17 protein-coding genes and 1 tRNA gene are annotated in these 14,970 nt (G+C 62.1%); all 18 read left to right on the top strand.

Annotated features, from left to right (window positions below; genetic code table 11):
- Window positions 1-40: 40 nt before the first annotated feature.
- The 18 genes from BM173_RS08000 (at window position 41) to BM173_RS07915 (ending at window position 14,969) form a co-directional block, all read left to right on the top strand.
- Window positions 41-382, top strand: coding sequence for a TIGR02300 family protein (locus BM173_RS08000; RefSeq protein WP_090479736.1), 342 nt, complete (start codon window positions 41-43; stop codon window positions 380-382).
- Between the two features lie 319 nt (window positions 383-701).
- Window positions 702-777: transfer RNA gene (locus tag BM173_RS07995), tRNA-Ala, on the top strand.
- A gap of 176 nt (window positions 778-953) precedes the next feature.
- Window positions 954-2,447, top strand: a complete 1,494-nt coding sequence (gene ffh / locus BM173_RS07990) for a signal recognition particle protein (RefSeq protein WP_090479734.1) — start codon at window positions 954-956, stop codon at window positions 2,445-2,447.
- 39 nt (window positions 2,448-2,486) lie between these two features.
- Entirely contained in the window at window positions 2,487-2,975 is a 489-nt protein-coding gene (gene rpsP / locus BM173_RS07985) for a 30S ribosomal protein S16 (RefSeq protein WP_090479731.1), read from the top strand.
- A 9-nt stretch (window positions 2,976-2,984) separates the two neighbouring features.
- A complete protein-coding gene (gene rimM / locus BM173_RS07980; RefSeq protein WP_090479729.1) occupies window positions 2,985-3,470 on the top strand; it encodes a ribosome maturation factor RimM in 486 nt (161 codons plus the stop codon).
- Between the two features lie 106 nt (window positions 3,471-3,576).
- On the top strand, window positions 3,577-3,876 hold the full coding sequence (locus BM173_RS07975) for a hypothetical protein (RefSeq protein ID WP_090479726.1): 300 nt from the start codon (window positions 3,577-3,579) through the stop codon (window positions 3,874-3,876).
- A gap of 65 nt (window positions 3,877-3,941) precedes the next feature.
- On the top strand, window positions 3,942-4,901 hold the full coding sequence (locus BM173_RS07970) for a carbon-nitrogen hydrolase family protein (RefSeq protein ID WP_090479723.1): 960 nt from the start codon (window positions 3,942-3,944) through the stop codon (window positions 4,899-4,901).
- Window positions 4,898-5,233, top strand: a complete 336-nt coding sequence (locus tag BM173_RS07965) for a hypothetical protein (protein WP_143089602.1) — start codon at window positions 4,898-4,900, stop codon at window positions 5,231-5,233. Before BM173_RS07970 ends, BM173_RS07965 begins: the two co-directional genes overlap by 4 nt.
- Complete coding sequence (trmD, locus tag BM173_RS07960; protein ID WP_090479719.1) at window positions 5,233-5,958, top strand: tRNA (guanosine(37)-N1)-methyltransferase TrmD; 726 nt, start codon at window positions 5,233-5,235, stop codon at window positions 5,956-5,958. Before BM173_RS07965 ends, trmD begins: the two co-directional genes overlap by 1 nt.
- Before the next feature lie 12 nt (window positions 5,959-5,970).
- Window positions 5,971-6,339, top strand: a complete 369-nt coding sequence (rplS, locus tag BM173_RS07955; RefSeq protein ID WP_090479716.1) for a 50S ribosomal protein L19 — start codon at window positions 5,971-5,973, stop codon at window positions 6,337-6,339.
- Between the two features lie 414 nt (window positions 6,340-6,753).
- A complete protein-coding gene (locus BM173_RS07950; RefSeq protein WP_090479713.1) occupies window positions 6,754-9,000 on the top strand; it encodes a S9 family peptidase in 2,247 nt (748 codons plus the stop codon).
- An 85-nt stretch (window positions 9,001-9,085) separates the two neighbouring features.
- Window positions 9,086-10,111 carry an aspartate-semialdehyde dehydrogenase gene (locus BM173_RS07945; RefSeq protein ID WP_090479710.1) on the top strand — a complete coding sequence of 342 codons (1,026 nt, stop codon included), beginning with the start codon at window positions 9,086-9,088 and terminating at the stop codon, window positions 10,109-10,111.
- Window positions 10,108-10,662, top strand: coding sequence for a hypothetical protein (locus BM173_RS07940; RefSeq protein WP_090479708.1), 555 nt, complete (start codon window positions 10,108-10,110; stop codon window positions 10,660-10,662). Before BM173_RS07945 ends, BM173_RS07940 begins: the two co-directional genes overlap by 4 nt.
- A 25-nt stretch (window positions 10,663-10,687) precedes the next feature.
- Entirely contained in the window at window positions 10,688-11,335 is a 648-nt protein-coding gene (locus tag BM173_RS07935; RefSeq protein WP_090479705.1) for a 2-hydroxychromene-2-carboxylate isomerase, read from the top strand.
- On the top strand, window positions 11,299-11,781 hold the full coding sequence (locus tag BM173_RS07930; protein WP_090479702.1) for a GFA family protein: 483 nt from the start codon (window positions 11,299-11,301) through the stop codon (window positions 11,779-11,781). The genes BM173_RS07935 and BM173_RS07930 overlap by 37 nt, the downstream gene beginning before the upstream one ends.
- A complete protein-coding gene (locus BM173_RS07925) occupies window positions 11,778-12,533 on the top strand; it encodes an alpha/beta fold hydrolase (RefSeq protein ID WP_090479699.1) in 756 nt (251 codons plus the stop codon). Before BM173_RS07930 ends, BM173_RS07925 begins: the two co-directional genes overlap by 4 nt.
- Window positions 12,530-13,039: a hypothetical protein gene (locus BM173_RS07920; protein ID WP_090479697.1), complete on the top strand. Its 510-nt coding sequence runs from the start codon at window positions 12,530-12,532 to the stop codon at window positions 13,037-13,039. The genes BM173_RS07925 and BM173_RS07920 overlap by 4 nt, the downstream gene beginning before the upstream one ends.
- 67 nt (window positions 13,040-13,106) lie before the next feature.
- Entirely contained in the window at window positions 13,107-14,969 is a 1,863-nt protein-coding gene (locus BM173_RS07915; RefSeq protein WP_090479694.1) for a M2 family metallopeptidase, read from the top strand.
- The last annotated feature ends 1 nt before the right edge of the window (window position 14,970 follow it).

Below are 14,970 nucleotides of genomic sequence, written 5' to 3'. Positions count from 1 at the left end.
CCCGGCCCGATGCCGGGGCGGCAAACATCAAGGATTACACATGGTCAAACCTGAATGGGGCACCAAGCGCACTTGCCCGAATTGCGGCACTCGCTTCTACGATCTGAACAAGGAAGATCCGGTCACCTGCATCGAATGCGGTGAAGAATGGACCCCCGAACCCGTTCTCAAGTCCAAGCAGCCGATCCTCGCCGAGGAAGAGAAGAAGGACAAGAAGGGCGAAGCCGACAGCGATCTGGGCGGTGACGACGATGACGATCTGGATATCGACATCGACGAAGACGACGATTCGCCCGACAATGAAGTCGATCTGGGCGGCGACGACGACCTCGGCGTCGAAACCAAGTCCAAGGGCGACGACGACGACGCCGACGATTCTTGATTGACCCTCAAACGCCGGGCTCACGCCGTCCGGCGTGCTTGGCTTCGCCGCAGTGGCGGCGTCGAGCGGTCGCTCGCTGACTGCCGTGACCAGGAACCGGGCCGACGGAGGCCCGGCAAGGCCGACTGGCCGCCCGCAGGGGCCTGTAGCGAAGCGGAAGAATAGCCCCAAGGACGCTCGCACGGAGGTGCGAGCGAAAAACAAAAACTCAATCTTCGGAGGCGAAGAAAAACCTGTTGCAATGGGAGGTCACCCCTTATATTGGGCGCCTCCCGCAAGGGTGACGCACCTCCCAGGATGCGTCGTTTGAAAATGGCTCGGGGCCTTAGCTCAGCTGGGAGAGCGCTACAATGGCATTGTAGAGGTCAGCGGTTCGATCCCGCTAGGCTCCACCATTTTCCCGGATTTGATGGTAGCAGGCCGTGGCGACGGCTGCGGCTTGCTTCCACCACACCCGGGCACACGTTTGGGTTTCATAGGGGTTTGACCCCACGCTGGCCGACGAGTTTTCGTCCGCCGGCGTTTTTCGCGTTTATCCGGTGCCCAGGCATCGGGAAGGAGTAGAACGGCCATGTTCGACAATCTGTCCGACCGGCTCGGCAATGTCTTCGACAAGCTCAAGGGCCGCGGCGCGCTGTCCGAAAGCGATGTGCGCGAAGCCATGCGCGAAGTTCGCATCGCGCTGCTGGAAGCCGATGTCGCGCTGCCCGTCGTCCGCCGTTTTATCGATGCCGTCACCGAAAAGGCGATCGGCTCGGAAGTCCTGAAATCCGTCACTCCCGGCCAGCAGGTCGTCAAGATCGTGGACGACGAGCTGGTCGACATGCTCGGCGGCACCGAGGTCGAAGGGCTGAACCTCAACGCCAAGCCGCCCGTCGTCATCATGATGGTCGGCCTGCAGGGTTCGGGTAAGACGACCACGACGGCTAAGCTCGGCAAGCTGCTGCGCGAAAAGCACGGCAAGAAGGCCATGATGGCCTCGCTCGACGTCAATCGTCCGGCGGCGCAGGAACAGCTCAAGGTGCTGGGCGAACAGGTCGATGTCGCGACCCTGCCGATCGTGCCCGGCCAGCAGCCGGTCGATATCGCACGCCGCGCCATGGAAAGCGCAAAGCTCCAGGCGGCAGACGTCCTGCTGCTCGATACCGCGGGCCGCCTCCACGTCGACGAAGCGCTGATGGCGGAAATGAAGGCGATCAACGCCGTATCCGCGCCGACCGAAGTGCTGCTGGTTGTCGACAGCCTGACCGGCCAGGACGCGGTCAACGTCGCGCAGAGCTTTACCGGCGAAGTGCCGCTGACCGGCGTGGTGCTGACCCGCATGGACGGCGATGCGCGCGGCGGTGCGGCGCTTTCGATGCGCTATGTCACCGGCAAGCCGATCAAGTTTGCAGGTACGGGCGAAAAGCTCGACGCGATCGAGGCCTTCGATCCCAAGCGTGTGGCCGGCCGCATCCTCGGCATGGGCGATGTCGTCAGCCTCGTCGAAAAGGCTGCGACCGCGATCAAGGAAGAAGAGGCCGAAGCGCTCGCCAAGAAAATGGCGAAGGGCGAATTCGACCTCGACGACCTTCGCATGCAATTGAAGCAGATGCAGAACATGGGCGGCCTTGGCGCGCTTGCAGGCATGATGCCGGGCATGAAGAAGGCCAAGCAGGCGATGCAGGCCAGCGGCATGGACGACAAGGTCCTCGTCCACATGGACGCGATCATCTCGTCCATGACCCCGAAGGAGCGCAAGCATCCCAAGCTGCTCAACGCCAAGCGCAAGAAGCGCGTGGCAGCAGGTTCGGGCACGCAGGTCCAGGAAGTGAACAAGGTGCTCAAGATGCACCAGGAAATGGCCAAGGCCATGAAGCAGATCAAGAAGATGGGCGGGTTGAAGGGTCTCGGTGCCCTGTTCGGCAAGGGTGGCCTCGGTGCCGCCATGCCGGGCCTCGGCGGCCCCGGCGGGCCCGGTCCCATGGGCGGACTGCCCGGACTGGGTTCGGGCGGCGACAAGGGACCGAGTGTCGATCCCGACACGCTCCCCGCCGATCTGCGTGACATGTTGAACAAGAAATAAACGAAATTACCGATATTTACATTCGAAAGGTGAAGTAAAATGGCAGTTGCAATTCGTCTGTCGCGCGGTGGCGCGAAGAAGCGTCCCTACTACCGCATCGTCGTGTCGGACTCGCGCAGCCCGCGTGACGGCAAGTATCTCGAGCAGATCGGCACCTACAACCCGATGCTGCCGAAGGATTCGGGCGAGCGCGTGAAGCTCGACGAAGACCGCGCACGTCACTGGCTGAACGTTGGCGCCAAGCCGAGCGATCGCGTGCTGCGTTTCCTCGACGCAGCCGGCATCCTCGAGCGTGCGCCGCGCAACAACCCGAAGAAGGGCGAACCGGGCGAAGCCGCCAAGGAACGCGCTGAAGAGAAGGCTGCGAAGGCTGCAGAAGCTGAAGAAGCTGCCAAGGCTGCTGAAGAAGAAGCCAAAGCAGAAGCCGAAGCTCCGGCTGAAGAAGCTGCTGCTGAAGAAGCGCCGGCCGAAGAAGCTGCTGCAGAAGAGTCTCCGGCTGAAGACGCAGCCGAAGAAAAGGCCGAGTAAGCCTTTTCCATGCAGGACAAGCCCGCCACCCTTGCCGCCGTCACTGGTGCGCATGGCGTGGCGGGCGAAGTCCGTCTGAAGCTGTTCGGGGAGGGCGTCGATGCCCTGAAAGCCCATAAGAGCTTCAACGACGGTACGCTGACGCTTTCCAAGGTGCGCAGCGACAACAAGGGCGGCGCAATCGCGCGCTTTGCCGAGATCACCAGTCGCAACGATGCCGAGGCCCTGCGCGGCACGGTGCTGACGGTTCCGATCGATGCCCTCCCGCCGCTGGAGGAGGGCGAATTCTACTACTCCGACCTGCTCGACCTGCCGGTGGTGACCGATGCGGGCGAGGCCGTGGGCCGCGTGTGCGCGGTCGAGAACTTCGGCGCGACGGATATCGTCGAGATCGAGAAGCCCGACGGCAAGAAGTTCATGGTCCCCCTGACCGAGCAGGCGGTGCCCGGCTGGGACAGCGAAAAGCTGACGATCAGCGCCGACTTCGCGGAATAGCCGCTCGCAGATCGCTGTATTGCTTATGTAGAGCGCCTGTCGACCTGGCGGTTCGGCGCGGACACGGTCCTGACCTCGTTAGAATGCCATTCCCGGGGTGACCGCCATGTTTGATTCCGTACCCTTCCTTATCGCCTATTACGCCGCCATGAGCGCGGGGATGAGCCTCGCCGTGCGCAAGGTGTCCCCGACGATGGGTCCCCGGTTGCGGCACCTTTTCGCGGGTGCGGCGCCGCTTGCAGTCCTTCTTGCGATCAGGCTCGAAGGCGGGCCGAGCACGACGCTGGATGGCATGGATCTGTTCGGCGCAGGCGGCCTGCTCGCCCTCGGGGTGGCCACCTCCAGCCTTGTCGGGAGGTACCTCCCGACGCGCAAGGCAGGTGCAAGCCAGCTTCCATCCCGCTGAGTATCGCTGGAGCGTAAGACCGCGCGGGATAGCCAAGCGGTTCCACCCGCGCTAACCGCGTCGGCATGACGACGCTCAAGGTAGCCATTGTCCAGGCCGCGCCGATCCCGCTCGCGATTGACGACGGGATCGAGAAGGCCGTGCGCCTTGCGTGTGACGCGGTGGAGGGCGGGGCGCAGCTTGTGGCGTTCGGAGAGACCTTCCTCGGCGGCTATCCGCTTTGGCTGGACGAAGCGCCCGGCGCGGCGCTGTGGGACCATCCGGGAACCAAGGCGCTGCACCGCATCATGCTCGAACAAGCGGTAGTGGCGAATAACGAGCGGCTGCTGCCCTTGCAGGAACTTGCCGACGAGAGTGGTGCGGTCCTCAGCATCGGCGCGCATGAGCGTAGTCGCCAGAGCCTCTACAACAACCAGATGACCTTCCGGCCCGGCCTGCCGGTGCTCGACCACCGCAAGCTGGTGCCCACACATGGCGAGCGCCTCATCTGGATGCGCGGCGACGGTTCGACGCTCGGCGTGCACCAGGCGGAAAGGGGCAACATCGGCTCGCTGATCTGCTGGGAGCACTGGATGCCCTTGGCACGCGCGGCGATGCACAATCTCGGCGAGAGCGTCCATGTTGCGGCGTGGCCCACCGTGCGCGAGGAATATGCGCTCGCCTCGCGGCACTATGCGATGGAGGGGCGGTCCTTCGTGCTGGCGGCGGGGCTGGTGCAGGCGAAGGACGATTTGCTCGACGGACTGGAGCGCGTTGGCGGCGACGTGGCGGCTAAGGAGTTGATCGAGGCGATTGAGGGCGATGCGCTCAATCGCGGCGGTTCGATGATTATCGCACCCGATGCGCGGATTGTGGTGCAGGCGGGCGAGGGTGAGGAGACGCTATTTGCTGACATCGAACTCGGCGAGATCGGGCAGGGACTGGCGAGCCTCGATACTGATGGCCATTACTCGCGGCCGGATGTGTTCGAGCTTCAGATCGATACGCGGGCAAAAGATGGCATCTTATGGAGCAGTACATTGTGAGCGATTTTGTGGGCTGGTTCGGGATGCTTCTCGGTTATGGCTTGCCCTTAGCCATGTTTTCCATGGGGATTGCGTTCTGGTTGAGCACTGCTCCTCGCATTGCGTCGGTTCGAAAGCGTGCGACAATCTCGGGCACAATTGCTTCAGTCATCCTCACCCTGATTCCCATCGTCATAGTGGCTACCGAAGAGTTAGGAGCCGAGCTTTTGATTGTTGGGATCGTTCTCGTTGCGCTTGGAGCGTTCATGACTGCTGTGGCGGGTTTTCCCGCAGCATACTTCGCCTCTCAGCGATTTGACCGACGGCGTAGTGGCGAAGAATTGGCAGAGTAATGACCTTCGCAGCCACCATCCTCACCCTCTATCCCGAGATGTTTCCCGGGCCGCTGGGCGTGTCGTTGGCGGGCAGGGCGCTCGATCGGGGGGACTGGTCGTGCGAGACTGTCCAGATCCGCGACTTTGCCACGGACAGGCACCGCACGGTAGATGACACGCCCGCCGGCGGCGGGGCGGGCATGGTGCTCAAGGCCGATGTCCTTGGCCCCGCTATCGAAAGCGTGGGCGAGGGAAGGCCGATCCTCGCCATGACCCCGCGCGGCAAGCCGATTAGCCAGGCGCGCATCCGCGAGATCGCGGCCGGACCCGGGGTTGCCATACTGTGTGGCCGGTTCGAAGGCTTCGACGAGCGGATATTCGACCATTACCCACAGATCGAAGAGGTCAGCCTTGCCGATATCGTCCTGTCGGGCGGAGAGACCGCCGCGCTGGCCATACTCGACGCTTGCATTCGCCTGCTTCCCGGAGTAATGGGCGCGCCCGATAGCGGAGTCGAAGAGAGCTACGAAAACGGCCTCATCGAATATCCGCAATATACCCGACCTCAGGAATGGGAAGGGCGCACGATCCCTGAAGTGCTGCGATCGGGGGATCATGCGAAGATCGCTGCTTGGCGCAAGGCAAGGAGCGAGGAAGACACACGGTTACGCAGGCCGGACCTTTGGGATCGCTATAGTGGCGATCGGGACCAGTCTGCCTCTGGCGCGCGGCGAAAAGACTAAGGAAACGGTTCGATGAACCTGATTCAGCAGCTCGAAGCAGAAGCTATCGAGAACCTCGGCAAGGACGTTCCGGAATTTCGCGCCGGTGACACTGTACGTGTCGGCGTGAAGGTCAAGGAAGGCAACCGCGAGCGTGTCCAGAATTTCGAAGGCGTTGTCATCGCCCGCTCCAACCGCGGCATGGGCAGCAACTTCACCGTCCGCAAGCTTTCGTTCGGCGAAGGCGTGGAACGCGTGTTCCCGCTCTACAGCCCGATCGTCGACAGCATCACCGTGGTCCGCCGCGGTATCGTGCGTCGCGCGAAGCTCTACTATCTGCGTGGCCGTACCGGTAAGCGCGCTCGTATCGCCGAGCGTCGCGACAACGCCCCCAAGGCGTAAGGCTCGCAACAGCGAATTCGAAGGGCGGTCCTGCGGGGCCGCCCTTTTTCGTTTGGCCAAAAAAGAAAGGGCGGTGCTCCTGAAAGCACCGCCTCCCAAGAACCCAAAAGAAAGGGCGGTGCTCCTGAAAGCACCGCCTCCCAAGAACCCAAAAGAAAGGGCGGTGCTCCTGAAAGCACCGCCCTTGTCACGTGGGGATCATGATGAGCCTTGCGGCCCGTTCTGATGCCTCCGGAAGCCGTTGAGCCGGAAAGTGGCTCCCGATGACAGGGACCCTTCTGCAGGACAGGCGTTAAGGGGATTTAAGGAAGCGCGCTTAAGGCGAAATTAGGCATGAATTGCGCGCTTTTTTCCAAGGCTTGCTTTCCACCCCGCAGCTTGCGAGAGCATGGCACCGCAATCAGGGAGAGAAAATTGCGCGTTTTGACCTTTGCCACGGCCCTGGCGCTCGGCACCTGCCTTGCAGCGCCTGCGCTGGCCGACGATCACACCACTACAACACAGGCGGCCCCCATGGACCTGACCTTCGAACGCGTCTTCGCCTCTCCCTCGCTCGATGGCCCCGCGCCGCGCCAGGCGAAACTCTCGCCGGACGGGCGTTACCTGACCTTGCTGCGCAACCGCGAGGACGACCGCGAGCGCTACGATCTGTGGGCCTATGACCGCGAGAAGGACGATTGGTCGATGCTGGTCGACAGCGAGAAGCTGTCTTCGGGCCGCGAATTGTCAGAGGACGAGAAGATGCAGCGCGAACGTGCGCGTGTCGGCAGCCTCAAGGGCATCATCGACTACCAGTGGACCAAGGAAGCCGATGCCGTGCTCGTGCCGCTCGACGGCGATCTTTACCTCGCCCGGATCGGCGGCGAAGTCGTCCAGCTTACCGATACTGAAGAAAGTGAGCTTAACCCCTCGCTCAGCAGCACGGGTGCCTATGTCAGCTTCGTGCGCGACAGGCAGCTGTGGGTCGGCGACGTGGGCGCCGAGGCCAGCCCCGTCACCCCGAAGGAAGGCGAAGATATCCGCTGGGGCGAAGCGGAATTCGTCGCGCAGGAAGAAATGGCCCGGCTCACCGGCTATTGGTGGAGCCCCGACGACCGCCGGATCGCAGTCCAGCGCTTCGACGAAAGCGGGGTGGGTATTGTCACCCGCGCAGCCATCGGCGCGACCGGCACCAAGGTCTTCGACCAGCGCTATCCCGTCGCCGGCAGCGCCAATGCGATAGTCGACCTGTTCGTCATGGATCCGAACGGGCGAAACCGCGTGAAGGTGGACTTGGGCGATAATCCGGACATCTACCTCGCCCGCGTGGACTGGGCACCTGACGGATCGGCGCTTTATGTCCAGCGCCAGAACCGCGAACAGACGCTTCTCGATGTTCTCAAGGTCGATCCTGCCACCGGTGCTAGTGAAGTGGTCTTCACCGAGAACGCCGCGATGGAAGATTACTGGATCAACCTGTCGGACGACTACAAATGGCTCGACGATGGCAGCCTGATATGGTGGTCGGAACGCGATGGATATGGCCATCTTTATCGCTACGCCGAAGGAAACTGGCAGCAGCTGACGAGCGGCGACTGGGTGGTGACGAAGCTGCTCGGCGTCGACCAGGTGCGGGGCCGCGTCTATTTCCAGGGGACGAAGGACGATGTGCTGGCGCAGCAGATCTACATGTTCGACCTTGCCGATCCGGCGCAGGTTACGCGCCTCACCGACCTGTCCTATGTCAATTCGGGCACCATGGATAACAAGGCGCAGACGCTGCTTGTGACGCGCTCGAATGACGACCGCCCGCCGCAAAGCTACCTCGCCGATGCGGAGGGAACGCGTCTCGCGTGGATCGAGCAGAACGAGCTCGACGCCGATCATCCCTATACGCCTTATTTGGCCAGCCACAGGCCCACCCAGTACGGCGTCCTACCGGCCGAGGATGGCACGCTGCTCTATTGGGAAATGGTTGCGCCCGACCTTGAGCCGGGCAAGAAATACCCGGTCTATTTCTACCATTATGGCGGTCCCGGCCCGCAGATTGTCACGAAGGGCTGGAATGGCGCGCTACGCCAGGCGATCGTCGACAAGGGCTACATCTGGTTCGCGCTCGACAATCGCGGCAGCGCCAATCGGGGGGTCAAGTTCGAACAGCCGATCTACCGCGCCATGGGCGGCGTCGAAGTGCGCGACCAGAAGGCGGGCGCGGAATTTCTCACCCAGTTCGATTTCGTCGACCCGGACAAGATCGCAATCGATGGCTGGTCTTATGGCGGCTACATGACATTGAAGCAGCTCCAGGCCGACCCGGGTCTCTATGCCGCCGGTATCAGCGGCGCGCCCGTCACGCGGTGGGAACTTTACGACACGCATTATACCGAGCGTTACATGGGCACGCCGCAGGACGATGCGGAGGCTTACGAGGCCGCTTCGGCCATTCCGGACGCAACGAAGATTACGGATCCCATGCTGCTGATCCACGGGATGGCGGACGACAACGTCGTGTTCGAGAACGCGACCGAGCTGATTTCGGCGATGCAGGAAGGCAATGTGCCTTTCCAGATGATGCTCTACCCCGGCTACACGCACCGTGTTTCGGGCGAACAGATTTCGCCGCACCGTTACAACACCGTGTTCAGGTTCCTCGAACATCACGGTGTAACCCCGCCGGAGTGACGCTTTACCGCCCGCAATCGAATGTGCGCTTGCGGGCGCGGCGGCAATCGCTATCTCGGCGGCAGATTGATTTTGGAGAAGTGATTTGGGCTATCGTGTTGCCGTAGTCGGCGCGACCGGGAATGTCGGACGCGAAATGATGATGGTGCTGGCCGAGCGCGGGTTCCCCTGCGACGAGGTGGCGGCCGTTGCCTCCAGCCGTTCGCACGGCACCGAGGTCGAATTCGGCGACACCGGCAAGATGCTCAAGTGCAAGAATATCGAGCATTTCGACTGGGCGGGCTGGGACATTGCCCTGTTCGCCGCCGGTAGCGGTCCTGCGAAAGAATATGCGCCCAAAGCCGCTGCAGCGGGTTGCGTGGTGATCGACAACAGCTCGCTTTACCGGATGGACCCGGACGTGCCGCTGATCGTGCCGGAAGTGAACCCGGAAGCGATCCACGACTATTCCAAGAAGAACATCATAGCGAACCCCAACTGCTCGACCGCGCAGCTGGTTGTCGCACTCAAGCCTTTGCACGACGCAGCGACGATCAAGCGCGTCGTGGTTTCCACCTACCAGTCGGTTTCCGGCGCGGGCAAGGCGGGCATGGATGAGCTGTTCGAACAGAGCCGCAATATCTTCGTCGGGGACTCTGTCGAGCCGGTGAAGTTCACCAAGCAGATCGCCTTCAACGTGATCCCGCACATCGATGTCTTCCTGGACGATGGATCGACCAAGGAAGAATGGAAGATGGTGGTCGAAACCAAGAAGATCCTCGACCCGAAGATCAAGCTGTCGGCGACCTGCGTGCGCGTGCCGGTCTTCGTCGGGCATTCCGAAGCGGTGAACATCGAATTCGAGAACGAGCTTTCGGCAGAACAGGCGCAGGACATCCTGCGCGAAGCACCGGGATGCATGCTCGTCGATAAGCGCGAAGATGGCGGCTACACCACACCTGTCGAAGCGGCCGGCGACAGCGCGACATACATCAGCCGCGTGCGCGAAGACGCCACGGTCGAGAACGGCCTTGTCTTGTGGTGCGTATCCGACAACCTTCGCAAGGGTGCGGCGCTCAACGCAGTACAGATCGCCGAACTGCTGGGTCGCGAGGTCCTGAAGAAGGGATGATCAGAGCGGTTTCTCTTGCGGCGCTGCCGATCGCTATTGGCCTTGCGGCTTGCAGTGACGAGCCTGCCCCCGAACCCGCACCGACGCAGGTGGTCGACCGGTTCGAGGAAGCGCGCATCATCGTCAATGCCAACGGATTGGCCGCGGCAAGCGACAAGGGTGCTATGGTCATGCGGTTCGGCTCGCCTCGTGCGGAGGTCGACGCCATGGCTGAAAGTGCCTGGGGCGAGGCTGGCGAACAATCGCGTCAGGAAGAATGCGGTGCAGGCGCTATGGATTTCACCTCCTACGGCCCGCTCCAAATCGCTTACCAGGATGATCGCTTTGCGGGATGGTTCGTGCGTGGGGGCGACGGCGTCGTCACGTCGGATGGCATCCGGACAGGCGCGACACTTGAAGCGCTGAAATCAGAACGCCAGGTGCGCGAGATCGACAGCACGTTACCCGGCGAATTCGAATATACGACCGGTGATTTCGGCACGATCAGGGGGTTCGCGGAGGACGGGACGATAACGGCCCTACAGGCCGGATTGAGCTGCTTCTTCCGCTGAGGCTGCGCGTCTGTATAAGGCAGGCATGACCCTTACCGCAGAGCTCTATTTCAGCTTTCGTTCGCCCTACAGCTATCTTTCGGTCGGTCGCTATCGAGGGATGACCGAAGAGTTCGATCTCAAGATCGCTCTGAGGCCCGTCTACCCGCTTGCGATCCGGCAGCCAGATTTCTTCGAACGGAACCACCCGAACTGGCTCGGCTACACCATGCGGGACATGATCCGCGTGGCTCAATTCCACGAAATTCCCTTCGGCGCGCCGCGGCCCGATCCCATCATCCAGGACATGGCGACGCGGCAGATCGCCGACGACCAGCCCTATATTCGCCGCGTGACGCGCATGGGGCAGGCCGCCGCCCGACGCGGTGCCGGGCTGGTTTTCGCAGCCGAAGCGGGCCGGATGATCTGGGGCGGGCAGGAGAACTGGCACGAAGGCGGACACCTCGACCGCGCGCTGGAGGCGGCCGGGCTGGGGGTCGAGGAAATCATCGCCGAGGTGCAGGGCGATGCAGAGACGCTCGACGCCGAGATTGCCACCAACCAGGAAGCGCTCGAAGCCGCCGGCCACTGGGGCGTCCCCACGCTTGTCTTCGACGGAGAGCCTTTCTTCGGGCAGGACCGTATCGAGATGGTCAAATGGCGGATGGAGCAGAAGGGATTGGAAAAGCGGTGAAGGGAGAATTGACCGGCGGGTGCTTGTGCGGCTCGGTGCGCTATGTGCTCAAGGAAGGCATGCGGCTCGCGCCATATGCCTGCCATTGCACCGACTGCCAGAAGCGGACCGGCACGGCGTTTTCGGAACACATGCTGTTCGCGGAGAAAGATATCCAGGTCGAAGGTGCGCTCGATACTGCGGAATATACGCAGCCTTCCGGCGCGAAATCTACGATTTATGGATGTGGGACCTGCAAGGCTAGGATCTACGCGGTAAACGACCGCCGGGCGGGCTTCGCCAGCTTGCGGTGCGGAACACTGGACGTCAGCAGCGACATCGTCCCCGCGGCACATGTCTGGGTGAAGAGCAAGCAACCGTGGATCTTGATCCCGAAGGATAGCAAGACGATGGAAACGCAGCCGTCCTCTACGGAAGAATGGGTCTCGCTGGTGGGGCTGGCATGAGCGCCGAACATTTCGAAAGCTTCGACGGTACCCGGCTGGCCATTCACCGTGTCGGCGAGGGCAAACCGCTGGTCTTGCTCCATGGCCTGTTTTCAAGCGCGCAGATGAACTGGATCAAGTTCGGGCATGCCGAGGAGATCGCCTCGCGTGGGTACGAGGTCATCATGCTCGATTTTCGGGTCCATGGTGACAGCGACGCTCCAGAGGAGCCGGAGAAGTACCCGCTAAACGTCCTCGTGCGCGATGTGGCGGCGCTTGTCGATCATCTAGGGCTCGAGGACTATGACCTCGGCGGATTTTCTCTGGGGGCGCGGACATCGCTGCATGGCGTGGCGCATGGAATCCTCTCGCCAGAGCGGCTGATCGTGGGAGGCATGGGCACGGCGGGTCTTGGCGAATGGGGCAAGCGCAGCGCATTCTTCAAGCGCGTGATCGATGAATTCGACACGATCGAGCGCGGTGACCCCGCCTACTTCTCGATGCAGTTCCTGAAGTCGCAAGGCGTCAATCGCACCGCGGCGCGGCTCTTGCTCGACACGATGCCGGATCTCGATCTCGCGATGCTGGACAATGTCTCCATGCCGACGCTGGTCGTTTGCGGTGACGAAGACCGCGATAACGGCTCTGCAGAAGCGCTGGCCGAACTCTTGCCGAACGCCGAATATGCCGAAGTCCCGGGCACACACATGGGGAGCGTTACCAAGCCCGATCTCGGACTGGCCATGGCCGACTGGCTGGATCGGACCGCGTGAATTTGCTTGTCCGTTACTGGTGGATCATCTGGCTCCTGGGCCTGCTGGTGTTTGCCCTGTTGCGTATCCCGCACGGGCCCTTGGCCATCCCCGAGGTTCCCGGCGGCATATTCGATCACCAGGCTGCGGGTAGTGCAGCCGAAGTCAACCGCATCCAGCAGGCGTGGAGCGAAGCAGGCCTGCTTGGCCATGCACGATGGGGGATGATCGGCGATTTCCTCTTCATCGGGCTCTACGGCATCGGTGCGACCTTGGGCGGCATCGCCATGCGCCGTACATTTCCCACTGCGGGCCTGGTCGTAAGTGCAATGGGCGGGATTTTCCTCATCACCGATTACGCTGAGACGATCGCACAGTTCATCCAACTGACTTCCATGCAAGGGGATGACGGGCTCGCTCGCCTCGCCGCAACAATGCAGCCTATCAAGATGGCCGCGTTTGGCGTGAGCTTCCTCGGCATATTGGCCTTGCTTGTCGTTCGTCGAATGAGAAATCGAGCGGGTTGATAAAGCCTCCAGACAGGTGCAATCCGGTGACATACGAAACCGGATTACCCTGTTCGAGAGGATACACATGAAATTCGCACCCGTAGCGCTGTCCGCGCTCGCCATTTCGCTTGCTGCCTGCACCACCGCAAATGCGGAGCCGATGCCTTCCGCACCGATCGCGCCGGTGGAAGATGCCGATCCTTACCCGATGACGCCGACAGGGGCGGCTGCATGGGTCGACATGGTCGAGAAGGACCTCTTCGATTTCGGCGTCGAATACGCGCGCGTTGCCTGGCTCAACTCGACATATATCGTTCACGACAGCGATATGCTCGCTGCGAAATACGGGGCCGAAGCGACCCAGAAATCGGTCGCCTATGCGAACAAGGCGGCTGAATATGCACGCGTTGCCGGCCTCGATGCCGAAGTGGCTCGCAAGCTCGATATCCTGCGCAACGGCATCGTCATGCCCGCTCCGGTCCGTGATGGCGCCGCAACCGAGCTGTCCGACATCGCGACGCGTCTTGGTTCCGCCTATGGCAAGGGCAAGGGCACGCTGAACGGCGAGGAGATCAACGGCTCCGATATCGAAGCCGAGATGGGCAATCTGGAACGCACTCCCGAAGAACTCGCGGAAATGTGGGCCAGCTGGCACGACAATGTCGGCGCGCCGATGCGCAGCGACTACCTGCGCATGATCGGCATTGCGAACGAGGGTTCGAAGGAGCTTGGCTTCAACGACCTGGGCGCAATGTGGCGCTCCAATTACGACATGGACCCCAACCAGTTCGCCGCCGAGACGGAACGGATGTGGCAGGAAGTGAAGCCGCTCTACATGGCGCTGCACACCTATGTCCGCTCCAAGCTCAACGAGAAGTATGGCGACGCTGTGCAGCCCGCGACCGGACCCATTCGCGCCGATCTGCTTGGCAATATGTGGGCGCAGGAATGGGGCAATATCTACCCGCTCGTCGCTCCCGAGGGCGCCGGCGACATCGGCTATGACCTTACCGAGCTCATCGAAGAAGACGGCGTGGACGAGGTCCAGATGGTCCGCGTGGGCGAACAGTTCTTCTCCTCGCTCGGCTTCGAACCGCTCCCGGAAACCTTCTGGGAGCGCAGCCAGTTCACCAAGCCGCGCGACCGCGAAGTTGTCTGCCACGCCAGCGCCTGGGACGTGGACAATGTCGACGACCTGCGCATCAAGATGTGCATCAAGCGCAATGCGGACGACTTCAAGGTCATCCACCACGAGCTTGGTCACAACTACTACCAGCGCGCCTACAACCAGCAGGATTACCTGCATCTCAACGGCGCGAACGACGGCTTCCACGAAGCGATCGGCGACATGATCGCCTTGTCCATCACGCCGGAATACCTGGTGCAGATCGACATGCTCGATCGTGCAGACGTGCCGAGCGCGGACAAGGATATCGGCCTGCTGCTGCGCGAAGCGATGGACAAGGTGGCCTTCCTGCCGTTCGGCCTGATGGTCGACCGCTATCGCTGGGGCCTGTTCGACGGGTCGATCCCCGCCGAAGGCCTCAATGCCGGCTGGAACGACCTGCGGCTCGAATACCAGGGCATAACGCCACCCGTTGCGCGTGACGAGACGAAGTTCGACGCGGGCGCGAAGTACCACATCCCGGGTAACGTGCCGTACACGCGCTACTTCCTCGCGCGGATACTGCAGTTCCAGTTCTACAAGGCTGCGTGCGACCAGGCAGGCTGGGAAGGGCCGCTTCACCGCTGCTCGTTCTACGGCAATGAGGAAGTGGGCAAGAACCTCAACGCCATGCTGGAAATGGGCGCGAGCAAGCCGTGGCCCGATGCTCTGGAAGCCTTCACCGGCGAGCGGCAGATGTCCGGCAAGGCAATGGTCGAGTATTTCGCCCCGCTGATGGCGTGGCTGGAAGAGCAGAACCAGGGCAAGCCGCAGGGATGGTAAG

This window comes from Qipengyuania nanhaisediminis (assembly GCF_900115585.1).
In the GTDB taxonomy this organism is placed as follows: domain Bacteria; phylum Pseudomonadota; class Alphaproteobacteria; order Sphingomonadales; family Sphingomonadaceae; genus Qipengyuania; species Qipengyuania nanhaisediminis.
This window is presented reverse-complemented; position numbering and strand designations above follow the sequence as displayed.